Origin of the sequence: Exiguobacterium indicum HHS 31, assembly GCF_001939065.1 — a bacterium.
GTDB lineage: Bacteria > Bacillota > Bacilli > Exiguobacteriales > Exiguobacteriaceae > Exiguobacterium_A > Exiguobacterium_A indicum.
Genome location: NZ_MPSZ01000001.1, coordinates 410,230 through 427,704, shown reverse-complemented (window position 1 = coordinate 427,704; position 17,475 = coordinate 410,230). Strand labels below are relative to the sequence as shown.

General features: G+C 48.6%; 18 protein-coding genes. 8 read left to right on the top strand and 10 right to left on the bottom strand.

Features of this window, described 5'->3' with window-relative positions:
- Positions 1-12 precede the first annotated feature (12 nt).
- From N179_RS02155 to hflX, 3 genes are all read right to left on the bottom strand, one after another.
- Entirely contained in the window at positions 13-411 is a 399-nt protein-coding gene (locus tag N179_RS02155; RefSeq protein ID WP_023467758.1) for a MerR family transcriptional regulator, read from the bottom strand.
- Between the two features lie 140 nt (positions 412-551).
- Entirely contained in the window at positions 552-1,829 is a 1,278-nt protein-coding gene (locus N179_RS02150) for a methionine gamma-lyase family protein (protein ID WP_075642069.1), read from the bottom strand.
- Between the two features lie 2 nt (positions 1,830-1,831).
- Positions 1,832-3,073 carry a GTPase HflX gene (gene hflX, locus N179_RS02145; RefSeq protein WP_034785946.1) on the bottom strand — a complete coding sequence of 414 codons (1,242 nt, stop codon included), beginning with the start codon at positions 3,071-3,073 and terminating at the stop codon, positions 1,832-1,834.
- Positions 3,074-3,211: 138 nt separating this feature from the next.
- On the opposite strand from hflX, the gene N179_RS02140 reads away from it, so the two are divergent.
- Together N179_RS02140 and N179_RS02135 are read left to right on the top strand one after the other, a co-directional pair.
- Positions 3,212-4,183, top strand: a complete 972-nt coding sequence (locus tag N179_RS02140) for a tyrosine-type recombinase/integrase (RefSeq protein ID WP_023467755.1) — start codon at positions 3,212-3,214, stop codon at positions 4,181-4,183.
- A gap of 29 nt (positions 4,184-4,212) precedes the next feature.
- Positions 4,213-4,617 (top strand): DUF2283 domain-containing protein, encoded by a 405-nt coding sequence (locus N179_RS02135; protein ID WP_023467754.1) that lies wholly within the window; start codon positions 4,213-4,215, stop codon positions 4,615-4,617.
- A 43-nt stretch (positions 4,618-4,660) separates the two neighbouring features.
- Here the strand turns inward: N179_RS02135 and hfq are convergent, their stop codons facing one another.
- Both hfq and miaA read right to left on the bottom strand, forming a co-directional pair.
- Positions 4,661-4,909: an RNA chaperone Hfq gene (gene hfq / locus N179_RS02130; protein WP_023467753.1), complete on the bottom strand. Its 249-nt coding sequence runs from the start codon at positions 4,907-4,909 to the stop codon at positions 4,661-4,663.
- 48 nt (positions 4,910-4,957) lie between these two features.
- Positions 4,958-5,884 carry a tRNA (adenosine(37)-N6)-dimethylallyltransferase MiaA gene (gene miaA, locus N179_RS02125; protein WP_058713283.1) on the bottom strand — a complete coding sequence of 309 codons (927 nt, stop codon included), beginning with the start codon at positions 5,882-5,884 and terminating at the stop codon, positions 4,958-4,960.
- A gap of 506 nt (positions 5,885-6,390) precedes the next feature.
- Here miaA and N179_RS02120 point away from each other — a divergent pair.
- Entirely contained in the window at positions 6,391-6,918 is a 528-nt protein-coding gene (locus N179_RS02120; RefSeq protein ID WP_023467750.1) for a P-loop NTPase family protein, read from the top strand.
- A gap of 36 nt (positions 6,919-6,954) precedes the next feature.
- Here the strand turns inward: N179_RS02120 and N179_RS02115 are convergent, their stop codons facing one another.
- Positions 6,955-7,953 carry an ABC transporter permease gene (locus tag N179_RS02115; RefSeq protein WP_023467749.1) on the bottom strand — a complete coding sequence of 333 codons (999 nt, stop codon included), beginning with the start codon at positions 7,951-7,953 and terminating at the stop codon, positions 6,955-6,957.
- Positions 7,946-8,866 carry an ABC transporter ATP-binding protein gene (locus tag N179_RS02110; protein ID WP_023467748.1) on the bottom strand — a complete coding sequence of 307 codons (921 nt, stop codon included), beginning with the start codon at positions 8,864-8,866 and terminating at the stop codon, positions 7,946-7,948. Before N179_RS02110 ends, N179_RS02115 begins: the two co-directional genes overlap by 8 nt.
- A 126-nt stretch (positions 8,867-8,992) precedes the next feature.
- Between N179_RS02110 and N179_RS02105 the strand changes: the two genes are divergently transcribed.
- Positions 8,993-9,757 carry an SGNH/GDSL hydrolase family protein gene (locus N179_RS02105; protein ID WP_023467747.1) on the top strand — a complete coding sequence of 255 codons (765 nt, stop codon included), beginning with the start codon at positions 8,993-8,995 and terminating at the stop codon, positions 9,755-9,757.
- 38 nt (positions 9,758-9,795) lie between these two features.
- Here N179_RS02105 and N179_RS02100 read toward each other — a convergent pair whose 3' ends face one another.
- On the bottom strand, positions 9,796-10,146 hold the full coding sequence (locus tag N179_RS02100; protein WP_029341233.1) for a DoxX family protein: 351 nt from the start codon (positions 10,144-10,146) through the stop codon (positions 9,796-9,798).
- 207 nt (positions 10,147-10,353) lie between these two features.
- On the opposite strand from N179_RS02100, the gene N179_RS02095 reads away from it, so the two are divergent.
- The gene (locus N179_RS02095; protein WP_075642068.1) at positions 10,354-11,484 is read left to right on the top strand and encodes a S1C family serine protease; all 1,131 of its coding nucleotides are present in this window, start codon (positions 10,354-10,356) and stop codon (positions 11,482-11,484) included.
- Positions 11,485-11,561: 77 nt separating this feature from the next.
- Entirely contained in the window at positions 11,562-12,809 is a 1,248-nt protein-coding gene (locus tag N179_RS02090; RefSeq protein ID WP_058265188.1) for a lysine N(6)-hydroxylase/L-ornithine N(5)-oxygenase family protein, read from the top strand.
- 57 nt (positions 12,810-12,866) lie between these two features.
- On the opposite strand, the gene N179_RS02085 is transcribed toward N179_RS02090, so the two are convergent.
- Positions 12,867-13,727, bottom strand: coding sequence for a DUF4003 family protein (locus N179_RS02085; protein WP_055967159.1), 861 nt, complete (start codon positions 13,725-13,727; stop codon positions 12,867-12,869).
- A gap of 123 nt (positions 13,728-13,850) precedes the next feature.
- A complete protein-coding gene (locus N179_RS02080; protein ID WP_023467742.1) occupies positions 13,851-15,563 on the bottom strand; it encodes an ABC transporter ATP-binding protein in 1,713 nt (570 codons plus the stop codon).
- 197 nt (positions 15,564-15,760) lie between these two features.
- On the opposite strand from N179_RS02080, the gene N179_RS02075 reads away from it, so the two are divergent.
- A complete protein-coding gene (locus N179_RS02075; protein WP_035398140.1) occupies positions 15,761-17,191 on the top strand; it encodes a C40 family peptidase in 1,431 nt (476 codons plus the stop codon).
- An 87-nt stretch (positions 17,192-17,278) separates the two neighbouring features.
- A complete protein-coding gene (locus tag N179_RS02070; RefSeq protein ID WP_035398144.1) occupies positions 17,279-17,458 on the top strand; it encodes a hypothetical protein in 180 nt (59 codons plus the stop codon).
- The last annotated feature ends 17 nt before the right edge of the window (positions 17,459-17,475 follow it).

Here is a 17,475-nt window from a genome sequence, read left to right as displayed (position 1 = left end):
GGTTACAGGTCCTTACTTGAAGAAACGCCCGAGCTCACCTTGGATGAGCGACGTCTTTCCATGTCGTCCTGCTTCCTTCAATTCATTTTTCAGGAGTTTATACAATTCGCCGTCAGATAGTTCCGGGCGCGTCTCGACGACGCTCTCCGCAACGCGTTCGCGTTTGACGAGATCGTTTTCAAAAATCAATTTGATCCCTGCGATATTCAGTCCCTGATCCAGGTATTCCTTGATCGACAACAGACGATCGACATCGTTGAACGAATAGAGGCGTCGCTTCGTCTCTGTCCGCTCCGGTTTGATCAGTCCTTGTTCTTCGTAGTATCGGATCTGGCGGGCAGATAACGCGGTCAACTCTTGAACGACTCCGATGGGAAATAGTGGCTTGGACTGGCGTGATGAGTCTGCCATGTGGTTCCTCCTTTTTCCTTACTCCATGAGAATAAACCTCTGTCAGGCAACTTGTCAAGCGATGTAAGAAAAGTTAACACAACTTTTTTAATCACTTTACATGAAGTCGTTCAGAGGTCTTTTCACGAGATATTCTAGTATTAAACGTTTTTTTCTGGAATTAATTGTTTTTCCATCAAGTGATTGACGGCTGAGATAATGGCAATCTTGACGTGGCTATACGTCAAACCACCTTGGACGTATGCGGTATAGGGCGCACGGATCGGACCATCCGCTGATAACTCAATCGATGATCCTTGTACGAATGTTCCTGCTGCCATGATGACATCGTCCGCATAGCCCGGCATATAATCCGGAATCGGTAACGCATGTGCATTGACGGGTGAAGCGGCTTGAATCGCCTGACAGAAGGCAATCATCGGCTCCGGCGCATGGAACGAAACCGATTGAATCAAATCCGTCCGTTCTGCCGTATGGTGCGGTGCCGTGTCAAAGCCGAACTGACCGAGCATGCTCGACGTGAACATCGCACCCATCAACGCTTGGCTAACCGTATGTGGTGCCATATAGAAACCTTGGTACATATCCGGAAGTGCGGATAACGATGGACCGGCTTCGGCGCCAATCCCTGGCGTCGTCATCCGGAACGATGCCCGTTCGATCAAGTCCGTTCGACCGACGAGATAACCGCCGGTCTTCGCAAGACCACCACCCGGATTCTTAATCAACGATCCTGCCATCAAGTCTGCCCCGACGTGCGTCGGTTCGATCGTCTCGACGAATTCACCATAGCAGTTATCGACGAAGATCAGTACATGCGGATGAACGGCTTTGATGGCAGCGATCGCTTCTCCGATCTCGTTGACCGGCAGACTACGTCGCGTCGCATAGCCTTTTGAACGCTGAATCCCGACGACCTTCGTCTGCGGTGTGATCCGTTCGAGAACGGCCGGTACGTCGATCGTCTCGGCGTTTTTCATCTCGACGACATCATACTGGACGCCCAGTTCCTTTAATGAACCGCGTCCGTCACCACGAATTCCGACGATCTCTTCAAGCGTGTCGTATGGTTTTCCTGTGATATAAAGCAATTCGTCTCCTGGCAATAACAAACCGAACAACGCGATACCGATCGCATGGGTTCCGCTGATGATTTGCGGACGACAAAGACCGGCTTCCGCACCGAAGACATCGGCATAGATCCGTTCGAGCGTATCGCGTCCTTCATCGTTGTAGCCGTAACCTGTTGACGGCATGAAGTGAAAATCACTGACCTTGTGACGTCGGAACGCATCGAGGACACGGAATTGATTGTATTCCGCGACCTCTTGCGCTTTCTTAACGTACGGGGCGATTTGTTCCTCCGCCCGGTCAATGAGCGGACGGAGCGTTTCGTAATGGGTTAATTCTGAAAACATGTTTACACCTCGTATTGTTTCAATGTCGCGTATAGACGCGTATCTTTACGCAAGTAACCTTTTAGAATGACGGAACCATCTTCTTCGAACGATTCCTTCAAATTCATCATGACTTCCTTCGCCGGATTGTAATGGGCAAATCCGTCAACTGGAATACGAATCTCGAGATACTCGAGGATTTCGCTGATCGAACGTTCGATCTCTTCGATCAAGCGCTCGATATCCTGCGGGTCAAGCGCAGAAATCAGCAGTTTTCCACCTGTGAACAAGCGGTTCAATTGATCCTTCTTGTTGTAGACTTCCAGTTGCGGAATGTCACCGGCACCGAGTTCATCGAGGACATCGTTCGTCGTCTGCATCTGATTCAAGTAATGCTCACTCGACGCATCAACGACATGGAGGATCAAGTCGGCTTCCAGCACTTCCTCGAGTGTCGAACGGAACGCCGCGATCAACTTCGTCGGGAGATCTTGAATGAAACCGACCGTATCCGTCAGGAGGATTTGACCACCTTCCGGCAAATCGACTTGACGTGTCAACGGATCAAGCGTCGCGAACAACTCATCCTTCTCGTATGTGTCGGCTTGTGTCAACCGGTTGAAGATCGTTGATTTGCCGGCATTCGTATAACCGACGAGCGCGATTTGGAATGTTTGGTTCTCTTTGCGACGTTCCCGGTAACGGGCACGGTGCGCGACGGATGTCTCGAGTTGTTTCGAGATCTCATCGACCCGACGCCGGATATGACGGCGGTCCGTCTCGAGTTTCGATTCACCTGGTCCACGCGTCCCGATTCCGCCACCAAGACGTGACAGTTGTGTTCCCTGCCCGGCAAGACGTGGTAAGAGATAACTCATCTGTGCCAGTTCGACCTGCAATTTCCCTTCGCGTGACTGGGCTCGGCCAGCGAAGATATCGAGGATCAACTGCGTCCGGTCAATCAATTTGATGGCTTCCGGGTCCGACAAGGCGATCCGGATATTCTTCATCTGACCGGGCGTGACCTCGGCATTGAATATGATTAAATCAGGTTCAAGTTCGTCTGCTAAAGCAACGAGTTCTTCAACCTTTCCTTTTCCGATGAACGTACGGCGATCAATCGCTTGTCGTTTTTGATCCAGACGACCGACGACGACACCATGCGCAGTCGTGACGAGTGCTTCGAGCTCCGCGACCGATTCTTCATAGACATGGTCCGGGACACCGGGGAGCTGGCAACCAACGACGATGACGCGTTCTGACATAATATCATTCCTTTCACGAGTAAAGACGTACTGCGCCCTTTATCATACCACAGGCACCGGTTCGTCTGAACTTTTTTGGACAGGAAACATCCGTTCGGTTTATGATGGAAGAAAGATTACGATAAGGGGAGGAAAACCATGGCACGCGAACAGTCGTATACGCTTCCAGAGTTCATTGAACGCTATTTGTTTTATCTAACGACAAGTGGACGGCAACTTTCGACCGTCCGCCGCTATCGCTATGATTTAATCGAAGTCCATCGCTACATGACCGATGTCGACCAACCACTCGAGACGATCGACGATTTCAAGGCGATTTCGATCGAGACGTGGAAGACGTTCATCAATGAATACTTGATCGAAGAGAAACTCTACCAGCAAGCAACGGTTGCCCGGATCGTCACCGTCATCAATCAAGTCAATTATCAGATTCGACAAACGAAGGCGAAGCTGATTGAATACGCACAACCGACGCACGAATTGACGGCAAAACACGTCGCTTCCTTCAAGGAATATGAACAATTGGTCCGGACGAATCAATCCGATCGCGGCTTGACGGAACATCAATTGAAGGCACGTCCGTTTTTAATCGATCGAAACGAACTGATCCTTCGATTGTTTTATCGCTACGGTCTACGTGTTCATCACATCATTGGTTTGAAGATGCATGACCTTAATTTCGCCCAGCAAGAGATGACTGTCCACGATCGCCTTGGTAACCGTTACCTGCTCCATCTCGAGCGGGAAGATCAAGACATCATGTTGCGTTACTTGAAGACGATTCCGGAACCGGTCCGTCCCCGTTATCACAGCACCGACCCCTTTTTCGTCGCCTTCGACTTTGCTCGGATGACGTTCCGCTGGGTTTACAGCAAAAATGCACCGAAGCAACTGTCGATCGTCATGATCACGAAGATGATGCGTCAGTTGAATGAACGGTCCGATAATAAACGGGTCTTGACACCGTCGATGTTACGCAACAGTTTCATCTTAAAAACGTATCAGGACGAGATGACGAAGGAAGAACGTCTGCAGAAGACATGCCTCTATAAGGATGTCTCGCTCCGACGTTATGAAGAGGCGGTCGAGGAACTGACACCGTTGTTGTAAAAAAATCATTAGACTTGGATGTGACATAGATGACGATTCGAATGACTTATGATCAAGAAGCAGAAATGGGATATCTATATCTCTTCCCAGAAACATTTACTCCCGCGATTGAAGAAACGGACGAGCTAGAAGAAAATGAATTCCTCAACGTAGACGTTGATCAAGAGGGACGCATCGTCGGGATTGAATGTTTCAATGAAGAAGCGAACGTGATCCGCGCCGTCCATTCACAAGCATTCTTATACGCAGAACATACAGATCGTTTCTCGCTCCGATTGCGAAACACGATTCCGAAAAGTTCGTCTCACCTCCAAGGAGTTACGTTCTACTTCGCTGAATCCGATCATACCGGATTTATCGGATTTGATATCCTTGACTTAGAACGATATCCTGTCGACGTTCTTCGTACGCTTGCTCAGCCAGCGTATAAATAATGAAGTCAACAAAAAAAGACGACCCCCCGGTCGTCTTTTTTACTTAGCGAGAGACTTCTTGTGTCTCTTCTTGCTCATATAACGTCACGTTGCGCGCTGGTGCGAACGTCGAGATTGCGTGCTTGTAGATCAACTGCTGTTTGCCTTCCGACTCCAAAATGACCGTGAAGTTATCGAATGACTTGATCAGCCCCCGTAATTGATACCCGCTGATTAAGAAAACCGTTGTCGGGACTGCATCTTTCCGTAATTGATTTAAAAAGACGTCCTGAATGTTGTATGTCGCTTTCATGATTCCCCGTGCCCCCTCTTTTTATCTGTTTCTGTCTTCGGGCAACTCTTATTTAACCGCTTTCAGAAACTCTACAGTTCTATCATAGATAATTTTGAACGTTTCTTCAAATGAAAACTTTCCCATATCCACCCAAAAGCCATCAAATTGGTGACGGAACCACGTCAATTGACGTTTCGCGAAGCGTCGCGTGTTCCGTTTCAGCATATCGACGGCAGGATCGAGTGGTGCCCCGTCAAGGACCGGTAACATCTCTTTATAACCAATCGCTTGTAGCGCCTTCGTGTGTCGATACCCGGCAGCATCCAGACGCGCCACTTCTTCAAGAAGCCCACTTTCGACCATCATATCTACTCGTTGATCGATCCGGTCATACAAGCGATCCCGGTCTTCCATGTGTAGGACGAACAGTAGACTCTCATAAAGTGCCGGCTTACTACCGGTCGTTTGTGTCTGACCGGTCCGTGCGACCTCGATCGCCCGAACGACCCGCTGGATATTATTCGGATGAATCGCTTCGGCGCGCACCGGATCAAGTTCCTTCAACTGGTCATGCAATGCATTCGCACCGTGCGTCGCCGCGTACGCTTCGAGTTCAGCCCGTAAGGCTGGATCTTCCGCCTGCTCAGTGAACTGGTAATCATATAAAATCGAACGGATATAAAGCCCTGTTCCACCGACGATGATCGGTAACTTACCCCGACTTGCGATCTCATCGATCGTCGCTCGGGCAACCGTCTGAAAACGCGCTACACTCATCTCATCATCCGGTGTCACAAGATCAAGCAGATGATGCGGCACCCCTTCCATCTCTTCGGTCGTCACTTTTGCTGATCCGATATCCATGCCTTGATAGACTTGGACGGAGTCTCCCGATAAGACTTCTCCGTTTAATCGTTTGGCTAGTTCAATGCCCGTCTTCGTTTTTCCGACTGCCGTCGGTCCGACGATGACGATGACTGGTTGTTTCTTCATTTTTCTTCACCCATTCTCTATCTTTTCATTCTGATTCGAGTGTACCACAGCCACTTACTCGGATTAAAAAAATCAATGAAAAAACCGCCCATTCTGGACGGCTTCCACTTGCTCGTCTTATACGCGACGGATGAAATCGTCATAAATGGCACTAAAGATGCACCACCCACAAATGACGACGCCTGTCAGCATGATGCCCCAATCTGCCATGGTCGTTCCTCCTCTAATCATCGTTATTCTCTCTTTTGACGGTTTGAATGGTTTGTAAACCCTTTCGAGCAGGTTTGACACCAATTCTTGGAATCAGTATGATAAAAGTACGATTGGTACGTAGCGCGGAGGCTGACCTGCATCGGCTTCCTATTAGAGGCACTGCCTCTCGATTCCATGTCTTGTGCTTGCACGAGGCGACATAGGGAGAATTCGTTCTTCCAAGCGACAGGTCCGGCATCATGCCCGGGCCTGTTCTGCGTGCCGATACATTATTTCGAAAGGAGCCGATTGTCGTGCGTATTCAAATCATTGGTGGATCAGGTACCGGAAAAAGTACACTGGGCGCCTTCATCGGGCAAGCTGAACAGATTCCCTGGATTGATACCGACCATTATCTTTGGACAGATACGACGTTCACTGAAAAGCGAGACGTCTCCGAGCGATTTTCCATGTATGAAGCAGATCTTATGTCTTACAACGATTACATCGTCTCCGGCTCTGTCTTCGCTTGGCATCCGGATGGTTTCATCAATCGGGACTTGCTTGTCTTCCTGTCGCTCGACGAATCGGTTCGGATGGAACGTCTCATCGCGCGCGAAAAAGCACGATACCCAGATTTTACAGGCTCCAATGAATTCCTTGACTGGTGCCGGACGTATCACACGGCGACGGATCCATCGATGATCGGTACGTTCGCAGAACACCAGTATCAGATGGACCAGTCGATTTCCCCGATTCTGATAGTAGATGCTTCGTTATCGACACAACTTCAGTATCAAAAAATAATCGAGACATACGATCGTTTGTCGCTTCATCCATGAAAAACGGGTCCCCCTCTATAGGTGGACCCGTTCGTCTTAATACATATCTTTTTGTGTGAAGTTCCAAAACGCAACGATTAGCGCCGCGACCGTCCAACAACCGAGGACAGCAAGTGAGAACGGAAGCGTCATTCCTTCGATTGGTGGTGCTTGTCCATCGAGATAGTTGATCAGTCCGAAATTGACGTTGACGAGATATTTCGAGCTCGTCCAACTTGAACCGAGTGTCGTCAGTAACGTACCGGAAATCAAGACTGCCATCATGATCCCGATCCCTGTCGCTGTGTTTTTGACGAGAACAGAGACCATCAAGGCGATCGTTCCGACAACGGCTGTGACGATCCACGCTAGACCGACTGCCATCAAGAGGTACTCCCACATCGGTAACGTATGCACGAACTCGGTCGAGAACGTACCGCTCGGTGAGGCTTGGAAACCGGTCAAGATCGGTGCGGTCCAGCCGTCATAGCCGAGGACGATCCCGGATATCGCGTAACAGACGGCGACGGTCAATGCCATCAACATCGACGTATAGAGCAACACCGTCAACCATTTCGCCATCAGGATCTTCCAGCGCCGGACTGGTCGCGACAGGAGCGTCTTGATCGTTCCATCATTTTGCTCCCCACTGACGATATCCGCCATGATGACGATGATGAACAGCGGTAAGATCAGCGTCAATCCTTGCGAGAAGAAGATCCGGATGAACGTCGGGGCTCCCGGATAGTTCGGGTTGATGTCGTTATCGAGATAGTATTGATTTTGTTTGAGGTCAAACTCAAGGAACTGACGGAACTCATCTTGAATACTGCTAGAAGCAAGACGGTTCTGCGTGTCGACGATGTCTTGTTGTAACTCAACCCGCCAATCGAGCGTTCCCTGCTTTTTGATTTGTTCTTGGATGTCTCGGTACTGTGCGTACGTAAACATCGAGACAAGAACGACGAGAATGATCGCAACGACGGCAAAACGACGTTTCGAAGCAATTTTCGTCACTTCATTTCGTACGAGACCGATCATGTTCGGATTACGCAATGTGATCGCCTCCCGTTAACGTGATGAATAGATCTTCGAGCGTTTGGACCTTCCGTTCAATCGTCCAGACTTCGACCCCTGCTTCGAGCAGCTGCTTATTGAGCGCTGGTGTCTTGCTTGCATCCATCAAAGTATGAACCGTATTCGCATCGACGACTTCGGACACTTGGACTAAATCGGATGCTGATAAAATCTCATTCGCCTTAAAGGCATCATCGACACGCCAGTCAACGCCTGGTGCGAGCGACTCGACCAGTTCCTTGACCGTTCCGACTTGAACGATTTTGCCATAACTCATGATTGCAACTCGATCGGCAAGCATTTCAATCTCAGCCAAGATATGACTCGAGACGAGGACCGACAGTCCCGTTTCCTCGACGAGCCGGCGGATGAATTGACGTAAATCCCGAATCCCCATCGGATCGAGACCATTCGTCGGTTCGTCGAGAATCAAGACGCTTGGTCGTCCGAGTAATGCTTGTGCGATGCCGAGACGCTGCCGCATCCCGAGCGAGTATGTCCGGACTTGATCATCAACACGCGCCGTCAAATCGACGAGATCGATGACTTCCTGAATCCGAGCCTCATCGACATTCGGTAACATCCGGGCAAAGACTTGTAGATTTTCGCGACCCGTTAAATACTTATACAACTCTGGATTTTCAACGATCGAGCCAATCCGCTCCATCGCTTGGACGAACTGTTTGCGGACGTCGAAGTCACAGACCGTGATTTTACCGGACGTCGGTTTGATCAAGCCGACGAGCATCCGGATCGTCGTCGTTTTTCCTGCCCCGTTCGGTCCAAGGAAGCCAAAAACTTCACCTGGTTGGATCTCAAACGAGATATTATCAATGATCGTCTTTTTTCCGATCACCTTTGTTACACCTTCTAATTTCACTGTTGGTTTCACGTCTCTCACCTCTTATTGTCTATTCTAGCGGAATAATGAATCATTTGACTTGTCAGAACACTTCATTTCCGCACATTCTTTCAACTTTTGCTACAATCAGGTTAGAACCTAGAAGGAGGAACGTTCATGAAGCGATTACGCTGGCCCCTGTTTTTAACCGTCTCACTCGTTTTGACGGCAATCTTTGGATACGGCTTCGTCAGTGCCTATAGTGACGTCGTCAACCCACCAAAACGTGCCGTCTTGACACCTACGAAGGAAGAGCCTGTCAAAAAAGGCGGGACGTACGTCGCGCTTGGTGATTCCTTGACACGTGGTGTCGGAGCATCAAACGGCAATAGTTACGCTGCAATCGTCGGACGCGATCTTGTCAAAGATAACACTGTCGAGCGCTTCCAGAATCTTGCCGTCAGTGGTGCCCGGACGGAAGATTTACTGAAACAACTAGAACAAAAAGAAGTCTTACGCTCAATCAAACAAGCAAAAGTCATCTCGGTGACGATTGGCGGAAATGACTTATTCAATCGTGGTGAAGGCGTCGCAAACTTCAATGCGAAGAAGACAGCCGAAACCGTCACGACGGCACAAGCGAACTTGAAAAAGACGTTCAGTATCCTACGAGAACAAAATCCGGATGCTGTCATCTTCTACGTCGGGCTCTATAATCCTTTCCGCGCGACGGAAAACGGTGAAGCATTCGATGCCATCGTCCAAGATTGGAACGCAAAATCACGGACGCTCGGTATCGAGTACGATGTCGAGATCATCGACACGTTCAATCTCGTGCGTGACGTCAAACGTGATTTATCGAGTGACCAGTTCCACCCGAACGATTCTACCTACGAAGAGATTGCAAAAGCTTCCTTACTTGCTGTCAACAAACGTTTTTAACAATAAAAGCCGCCAATTTGGCGGCTTTTTGTTCCGATTCATTTCAGGCGTTTCGCAAGAGAGACGAGTCCCCATTGGAGCGGCAACCGTGTCCAAAGCAACCAAGACGGAAGACGTTTTCCATTAATCGGCTTCGGATTGACTGCCATGTTGACGTTTGCGGGTAAGACTGCATATAAGAAGGCAGGAAGAGTCTTACGAACGAGGTGCACCCCTTTTCCTGTCAACAACATGACACCGTAAGCGATTTCGATGACACCTGTCACTTGAACGAAAAAGCGCTTGAACGGAATGAACGACGGCATGATGCTGACGAATCCTTTTTCATTACGGAAATGACCAACTCCCGCAAACAACAATCCTGCTCCATAGACTAGACGCAATAGCATTATGTTCCACACTCTCTTTCTGTTAATGAAATATATGTTCGAGACAGCTTCAGTGTATCGAACTGACCTGATTATCTCAACTTTTAGAAATTGTCGTCGAATTATGGGGAATGATGAGTCATTTCGGAATGTCTCCCGTAATCAGTGAAGAGGTTGTTTCATTTGCTATGATGAAATCAGAAATCATACAGAGAGGAATGATGACTTATGGCTGGAAAAACGAAAGCACTTTTACCTGGATTGACTGGAGGCATCATCGGCGCGGTCTTGACGGCTACGGTTGCCTTTCCGATCCTACTCGATCAAGAACAGCAGGTCGCTGATACCCCACTATCAAATGGTATGCCAAAACAAGTCTCGACGACATCGAATGATCCGGTGACGAACGCAGTTGCTACGGCTCAAAAATCTGTCGTGACCGTAACGAACTATCAAGCGGGCAACTCGATGTCGCAACAAGAAGCAGCGGCTGGTTCAGGGTCCGGTGTCATCTATAAGAAAGAGGACGGTAAAGCATACATCATTACGAACCATCACGTCGTCGATGGGGCATCAAAACTCGATGTAACGTTGAATGACGGCAAGACGCTCTCAGCCAAGTTGCTTGGTAGCGACGAAACCTATGACTTAGCTGTGCTTGAAGTTGACGCAAGCGATGTTCCGGGCGTCATCACACTCGGGAAATCAGCGGACTTAAAAGCCGGACAAACGGTCCTTGCAATCGGTAACCCGCTCGGTGAGTTCCAAAACTCCGTCACACGCGGAATCGTCAGTTCGAAAGACCGGACCGTACCGGTCGATACGAACAGTGATGGACAAGACGACTTCAATACGACAGTCATTCAAACGGATGCCGCAATCAACCCTGGTAACTCAGGGGGTGCCTTGATCAATGAACAAGGACAACTCGTCGGAATCAACTCGATGAAAATCGCTGAGTCTGGTGTTGAAGGCGTCGGCTTCAGTATCCCGATCGATGATGCATTACCAATCCTCAAACAGCTTGAAACAAACGGTAAAGTTGAGCATCCGACGCTCGGTGTGTCCTTACAAGACGTTGCGGCGTTCCCTGCCGGTTATCTTAAAGATCAAGTCAAACTACCAGACAGTCAAAAAACAGGTGTCGTCGTCATGTCAGTCGAACCGAACAGTCCAGCTGCTGCGGCTAAACTGAAAACAGGTGACGTCATCACGAAAATCAATGACTCCGAAATCAAAGCATTCGTTGACATCAAAACGGCACTGATCAAATCAGATGGACCGCTCTCCTTGACGATCATCCGTGATGGGAAAACAATGACGGTCGAAACCAAAACAACGACGACCGACCAGCTGTAAAGCTTCAGCCTGACGTTTCGTCCGCCTTCCTTTTCGGGTATTGTTTTAGAACAATATCGAATTGGGAGGCTTTTTCTATGTATGACTTAATCGGCATTGGCATTGGTCCGATGAATTTAGGATTGAGCGCACTTGCGCATCCGACAGATTTAAAGACGTTATTTTTTGACGAAAGCGAACAATTTTCATGGCATCCCGGCATGATGATCCAGGACTCGATGATGCAGACGAGCTTCATCTCCGATCTCGTCACACTCGCCGATCCGACAAGTTCGTTTTCCTATCTCAATTACTTACGATCGATTCACCGTCTCCACACGTTTTACTTCTATGAAAAACTTCTGATTTCAAGACAAGGTTACAACGATTACTTACGTTGGGTCGCAACACAACTTGAAGATCTCCGCTTTTCGACACGTGTCATCGACGTGCAAGACACCGGTGATAGTTTTGAAGTCCTCGTCGAAGATGTCTCGACCGGTAAACGCGAAACGTTCGAAGCACGAAACGTCGTCATCGGCACTGGTTCAAAACCCGCCATCCCGGATACGTTTGACGAACGCGTCATCCACAATACGCAATATGTTATGAACAAGGCAAATTTACTTCAGCGCAACAAAATCAGCATCGTCGGCTCCGGTCAAAGTGCCGCCGAGATTTTCCTTGATCTCTTGACGACGCCTGCTTCAGAGCGTCCTGAACTCGAGTGGATTGCGCGTTCGACACTGTTTGAGACACTTGAGACCGGCAAACTCGGAGAAGAAATTTTTTCACCGAGCTACGTCACGTACTTCAACCAACTTCCACTCGAAGTACGACAAGAGTCGGTCAAGAAGTTTGCCCGCTCTCAGAACGGTATCAGTCCGGAGACCCTGCAATCGATCTACGCCCATCTCTATGATTTGACGGAAGAGGAACAACGACAGGTCGCGATCCGCGCGAATCTTGAAGTAAAAGAGATTACGTACGATGAGCGGTTCACGATTGCGATGCAACATCAAGAACTTGAGGATGAACGTATGTCCGTAACAGATGCCGTCATTGCGGCAACTGGTTTTTCGCCATCCCTTCCGAGCTTCATCGACCGACTTGATATCGTATTCGAAGCACCGAATGCCTGGAAAGTCGATGCCGACTACCAAATCGTGCGTTCGGTCGAGACAGCCCACCATCTATACGCAACCGCTAATTTAGAATTATCACACGGTCCGGCTGCGGATAATCTTGGTATGTCCGTCTCGCGGAACCAGTTGATCTTGAACGCTGTCGCCGGTACGGAACTGTATCCGGTCGAACGACATGCGACGTTTACGACGTTCGATTAAGTCACTAAACCAAACGAACGAGGAATGGCGCGCGCCACTCCTCGTTCGTTTTTCGTTTTACGGTTTTTTCGTCAACTCTAGTGCAGCCAGCAATAACAACGTGGCTTGAACTCGTGTCACACCTGTTTTAGCGAGCAACAAATGAAAGGCAATCAACCAGTTGACCTCGTCTGAAAATCGATTCCGTGCCCGCTCCCTGTCGACGATCCGGGTCACATAAATCCAGTCGACACGTTCCATTGTAGGGAGTAACGCAAGAATTGGCATTAAACGATCCCAGATGATGATCTCTCTCCGCTCTAACAGTTCCCGCCACGCAATGATTCGTTCCTGTTGCGCTGAAGGATCTGGATGCGCCGCTAAGATTTGCGCCGTAATGACACGTTCACTCGTTCGTTCCATGAATTGCGCGAGCCACTCTTCCGATGTATTGACCCGCTCTAGAAATTCTTCTGGTAATGGCTGCTGTTCAAGCAAGGTCGATGTCACGACGTACTGCTTTGCTACATTTAGATGAGGTCGTGTCGCGTGCAGCCGTTCCATATAGGGAAAGGCATCGATTCCTTGACGCCGATTCAATACTTCGTTGAGAGCAAAAAATGGACGAACCCCTTTATCACGAATCAGGCGATGTTTAATCTTCTTTTCCGCAACGATGATCTCTTCGATGAGAACATCGGGATCCGTGCTATTCAATTGAACATGGGCGACAAGTAACGGCGTATAACGGCTCCGAAGCGCTGAAAAACGCGATGTCTTGTGTTTGATTGTCCGCATTAGTCTTTCATATACAGTTTGTTCAAAGACAGTATCATGAATCGTGTAAGACAGTGCAAAAAAACGATGGAAATCATGTGACGTCTCTTCCCGCAAGACGGGATAACTCTCATCATAGTTCTCACAGAATTGACCGTACATCCTTCCACCTCGCCTTCTTTTCTATAAATCGTTTTCCCTAAAATTAGCATACACAATCTTATTTTTGAACGAACAAAAAAAGCAACGGAACATGTCCATTGCTTTCCAATCTTTCAAATCGATTCAAACTCGTTGTCTCTCTAACAACCGGGAGAAATAACCACCTTGATTCATCAGTTCGTCATGCGAGCCTTCTTCGACGATGCCGTCCTTCGTAACGACGAAAATCTTATCCGCATTCCGGATCGTCGCTAAACGATGGGCAATGACGAGCGTCGTCCGGTTCTCGGACAACTCGGCGAGCGATTCTTGGATCAGTGCTTCCGTTTCCGTGTCGAGCGCAGACGTCGCTTCATCGAGAATCAAAATCGGCGGGTTCTTAAGGAACATCCGTGCAATGGCAAGTCGTTGCTTTTGCCCACCCGATAACTTGAGTCCCCGTTCGCCGATTTGTGTCGCATACCCATCCGGAAGATCCGCGATCATCGGACCGAGATGGGCACGTTCCGCCGCTTGCACGATGTCTTCGTGCGTCGCATTCAGGTCACCGTAGGCGATATTTTCAGCGATCGTCCCTGAGAACAAGAAGACATCCTGCTGGACGATCCCGATTTGTTGTCGCAGAGACTCCTTGGTCATCTGCCGGATATCGATTCCGTCAATCGTGATTGCGCCATCTAGAACATCGTAAAAACGTGGAATCAACGAACAGATCGTCGTCTTCCCTGCCCCTGATGTTCCGACGAACGCGACTGTCTGACCCGGTTCGACCGTCAGATTGATATTCTCTAGAATGAGACGATCGGCTTCATAACCGAACGCCACATCCTTGAATGTGATGCCACCGTTCAACCGATCAACGACGAGTGCGTCTGGCGCATCCGGAATCGATGCATCCTCATCAATCATCGAGAGGAAGCGTTTGAAGCCAGCCATCCCTTTTGGATACATCTCAAGTAATGCGGTGATTTTGTCGATTGGCTTCAGCAGGATGTTCATATAAAGAATGAATCCGACGAGTTCCCCTGCCGTTAAAGCTTCGCGATACGTCAAGTAGGCACCGACGACTAAGACGGCAAGCGTCATCAAACGGGTCGTCAAGTAGATGCCGGATAGACTCTTACTCATGACCTTGTAGGCATTGATCTTCGACTGCCGGAACGTCGCGTTGTCTTTTTCAAAACGCTCGATTTCGTAAGCTTCGTTCGTGAATGACTGGACGACACGGACACCAGAAACACTGTCCTCGACGCGCGAATTGACTTCCGCGATATTACCATACATCCGGTCCCACGATTTATTCATCCGGACGTTCGCATAACTGATCAGCCAGATCAGGAATGGTACGGCGATGATCGTCACGAGCGCGAGTGGTACGTTGATCGTCAACATGATCGAGAACGCACCAAGCAATGTCATGACGGCAATGAAGGCATCTTCCGGACCGTGATGGGCAAGTTCCCCGATATCAAACAAATCATTCGTGATCCGACTCATGATATGACCCGTCTTCGTATTATCGAAGAAGCGGAACGACTGTTTCTGCACATGGCTGAACAGTTGACGACGCATATCGGTCTCGATATTGATTCCGAGCTTATGTCCAAAATAGTTGACGACGAACTGCATCAACGTGCTGATGATGTAGAGCGCTAATAGTCCGACGCTGACGAGGATGATCCAGTTCATCTCACCGTTTGGCAACAAGGAGTCGATGAACCACTGGACAGCGAGTGGAAAAGCAAGTTCTAAAACCCCGACGAATAAGGCAGATATAAAATCAAGCCAAAATAAACGTTTATGCGGGATATAATATTGATAAAAACGGCGTAACATGTGTAGCCTCCTTCCGAGTACTTCTAGTGTACTCGAACTTTTTTGAAAATACTGTATCGAGCTATTCATTTTTTTATTAAAACAACCGCGTAGTTTTTTAGAACAAAAATATATTTTAAAATCAGGGGAATTAGCACTTTTTATGACAAAATGGTAACAACGATTTTTACCTATCTATTTGGAAGGAGCTACGTCACGTGAAGAAGACATTTCTCGCTCTTACGACGATCGCCTTGATCAGTTCAACCGGACCGGTCTCTGCTGCGTCAACGACCTTAACATTGACGGATAACGTCAACATTCGCTCGGCTGCCTCGACTTCCGCGAAGGTCATCACGACACTGAAAAAAGGAACGAAGCTGACAGCAGTCAAGAAGGTCAACAGCTGGTACGAAATCCGTTACCAGTCAAAACCAGCCTTCATCACTTCAGCATACGTCAAGGCGACGACAGTAAAGACTACGACAACGACGACCTACATAACGAACACCGATGCTGTCAACGTCCGCCAACAAGCAACGACGAGTTCGAAATCACTCGGAAAACTGGCAAAAAATAGCGTTCTGACTGTTACGAAAAAATCCGGTGATTGGTATCAAATCACGTATAAGAAGCAAGTAGCTTTTATCCATGCATCATTAGTTGATAAAAAGACAGTGAAAGTAACGTCTATGTCAAAACCTGCTACGACGACACCCGTCAAGAACGTCATTAAAGCGGTCGATCGCTCGAAGATCTACACGGTTAATGCGAAGGAAGGCTTGAACGCACGGACTGCTGCAGCAACGAACGCAAAAATTTACAAGACATTACCCCATCAGACAGTACTCGATGTCACAGGTGCCGTTGATTCGTGGTACCAAGTCAAGCTCGACGGAAAAGAAGCGTATGTTGCTTCAACTTATGTCAAAGCTTCAACAAAAGCTTCGCCACCAACAACACCAACGACTCCCGGAGTCTCTGTGACGCCGGTTGATGCTTCGAAGACGTATCGCGTCAATGCCCCAACCGGGCTGAACGTCCGCACATTGCCTTCGACGTCTTCTAAAGTCTTCACGCAAGTCGGACACGGCTCAACGGTCAATGTCACAGGTGAAACGACAGGAAAAGATAGCGGCTGGTACCAGATCAAGATTGGAACGGGTCTCTACTATGTTGCGAAGAGTTACATCACGACGGGATCCGTCACGACGACGCCTCCGGTCACGCCACCACCTCCTGTGACGACCGTACCTGGTTCGACATTGATGGAACGTGCGATCTCGATTGGGCAACAATATCTTGGTACACCATACGTCTGGGGATCAAGTAGCCCCGTCAATGGTGGATTCGATTGCTCTGGTTTTGTGAATTACACGTTGAATGCCGCTGGCTATGCTGTCGGACGGACGAACGTCAACGGTTACTGGAACGATGATCGGTATCTCGGAGCGAAGTTATCAAAATTACGTCAACCGAAGCGTGGCGATATCATCTTCTTCGAAAACACCTATGCCGCTGGTCCGACACATATTGGCATCATGCTGAACAATGATCAGTTCATTCATGCAAATGAACCTGCTTTAGGTATCAGCCGTGTATCGGAACGTTACTGGACGCAAAAACTATTAGGCTTTAAATCACTTTAAACTTTCCTCATCCATCCCTCGGGGTGGATGTTTTTTGTCTTACCACTTCACTTTAGGATATACTGGATATGGAAAGGATGTGTCTGCATGTCTTACAAAACACTGTATGTTCGGCTTCTCTTTCTTGCCTTATTGATTTTTGGTGGCTCGATGCTCTTGCATTATATCCAGACGGGAGACGTCTATATCGGTCACTTGATCATTTCCGTCGCCGCATGCGTCTTATTGATTTTCAGAAGAACGACATCCTCACACGAACAGGCATGAAGCGCACTCGCCTCATG

Bases quoted from the DNA above. Each gene is read 5' to 3' on its own strand.
- N179_RS02155 (WP_023467758.1), bottom strand. From the start codon at position 411: ATGGCAGACTCATCACGCCAGTCCAAGCCACTATTTCCCATCGGAGTC.
- N179_RS02150 (WP_075642069.1), bottom strand. From the start codon at position 1,829: ATGTTTTCAGAATTAACCCATTACGAAACGCTCCGTCCGCTCATTGAC.
- hflX (WP_034785946.1), bottom strand. From the start codon at position 3,073: ATGTCAGAACGCGTCATCGTCGTTGGTTGCCAGCTCCCCGGTGTCCCG.
- N179_RS02140 (WP_023467755.1), top strand. From the start codon at position 3,212: ATGGCACGCGAACAGTCGTATACGCTTCCAGAGTTCATTGAACGCTAT.
- N179_RS02135 (WP_023467754.1), top strand. From the start codon at position 4,213: ATGACGATTCGAATGACTTATGATCAAGAAGCAGAAATGGGATATCTA.
- hfq (WP_023467753.1), bottom strand. From the start codon at position 4,909: ATGAAAGCGACATACAACATTCAGGACGTCTTTTTAAATCAATTACGG.
- miaA (WP_058713283.1), bottom strand. From the start codon at position 5,884: ATGAAGAAACAACCAGTCATCGTCATCGTCGGACCGACGGCAGTCGGA.
- N179_RS02105 (WP_023467747.1), top strand. From the start codon at position 8,993: ATGAAGCGATTACGCTGGCCCCTGTTTTTAACCGTCTCACTCGTTTTG.
- N179_RS02100 (WP_029341233.1), bottom strand. From the start codon at position 10,146: ATGCTATTGCGTCTAGTCTATGGAGCAGGATTGTTGTTTGCGGGAGTT.
- N179_RS02095 (WP_075642068.1), top strand. From the start codon at position 10,354: ATGGCTGGAAAAACGAAAGCACTTTTACCTGGATTGACTGGAGGCATC.
- N179_RS02090 (WP_058265188.1), top strand. From the start codon at position 11,562: ATGTATGACTTAATCGGCATTGGCATTGGTCCGATGAATTTAGGATTG.
- N179_RS02085 (WP_055967159.1), bottom strand. From the start codon at position 13,727: ATGTACGGTCAATTCTGTGAGAACTATGATGAGAGTTATCCCGTCTTG.
- N179_RS02080 (WP_023467742.1), bottom strand. From the start codon at position 15,563: ATGTTACGCCGTTTTTATCAATATTATATCCCGCATAAACGTTTATTT.
- N179_RS02070 (WP_035398144.1), top strand. From the start codon at position 17,279: ATGTCTTACAAAACACTGTATGTTCGGCTTCTCTTTCTTGCCTTATTG.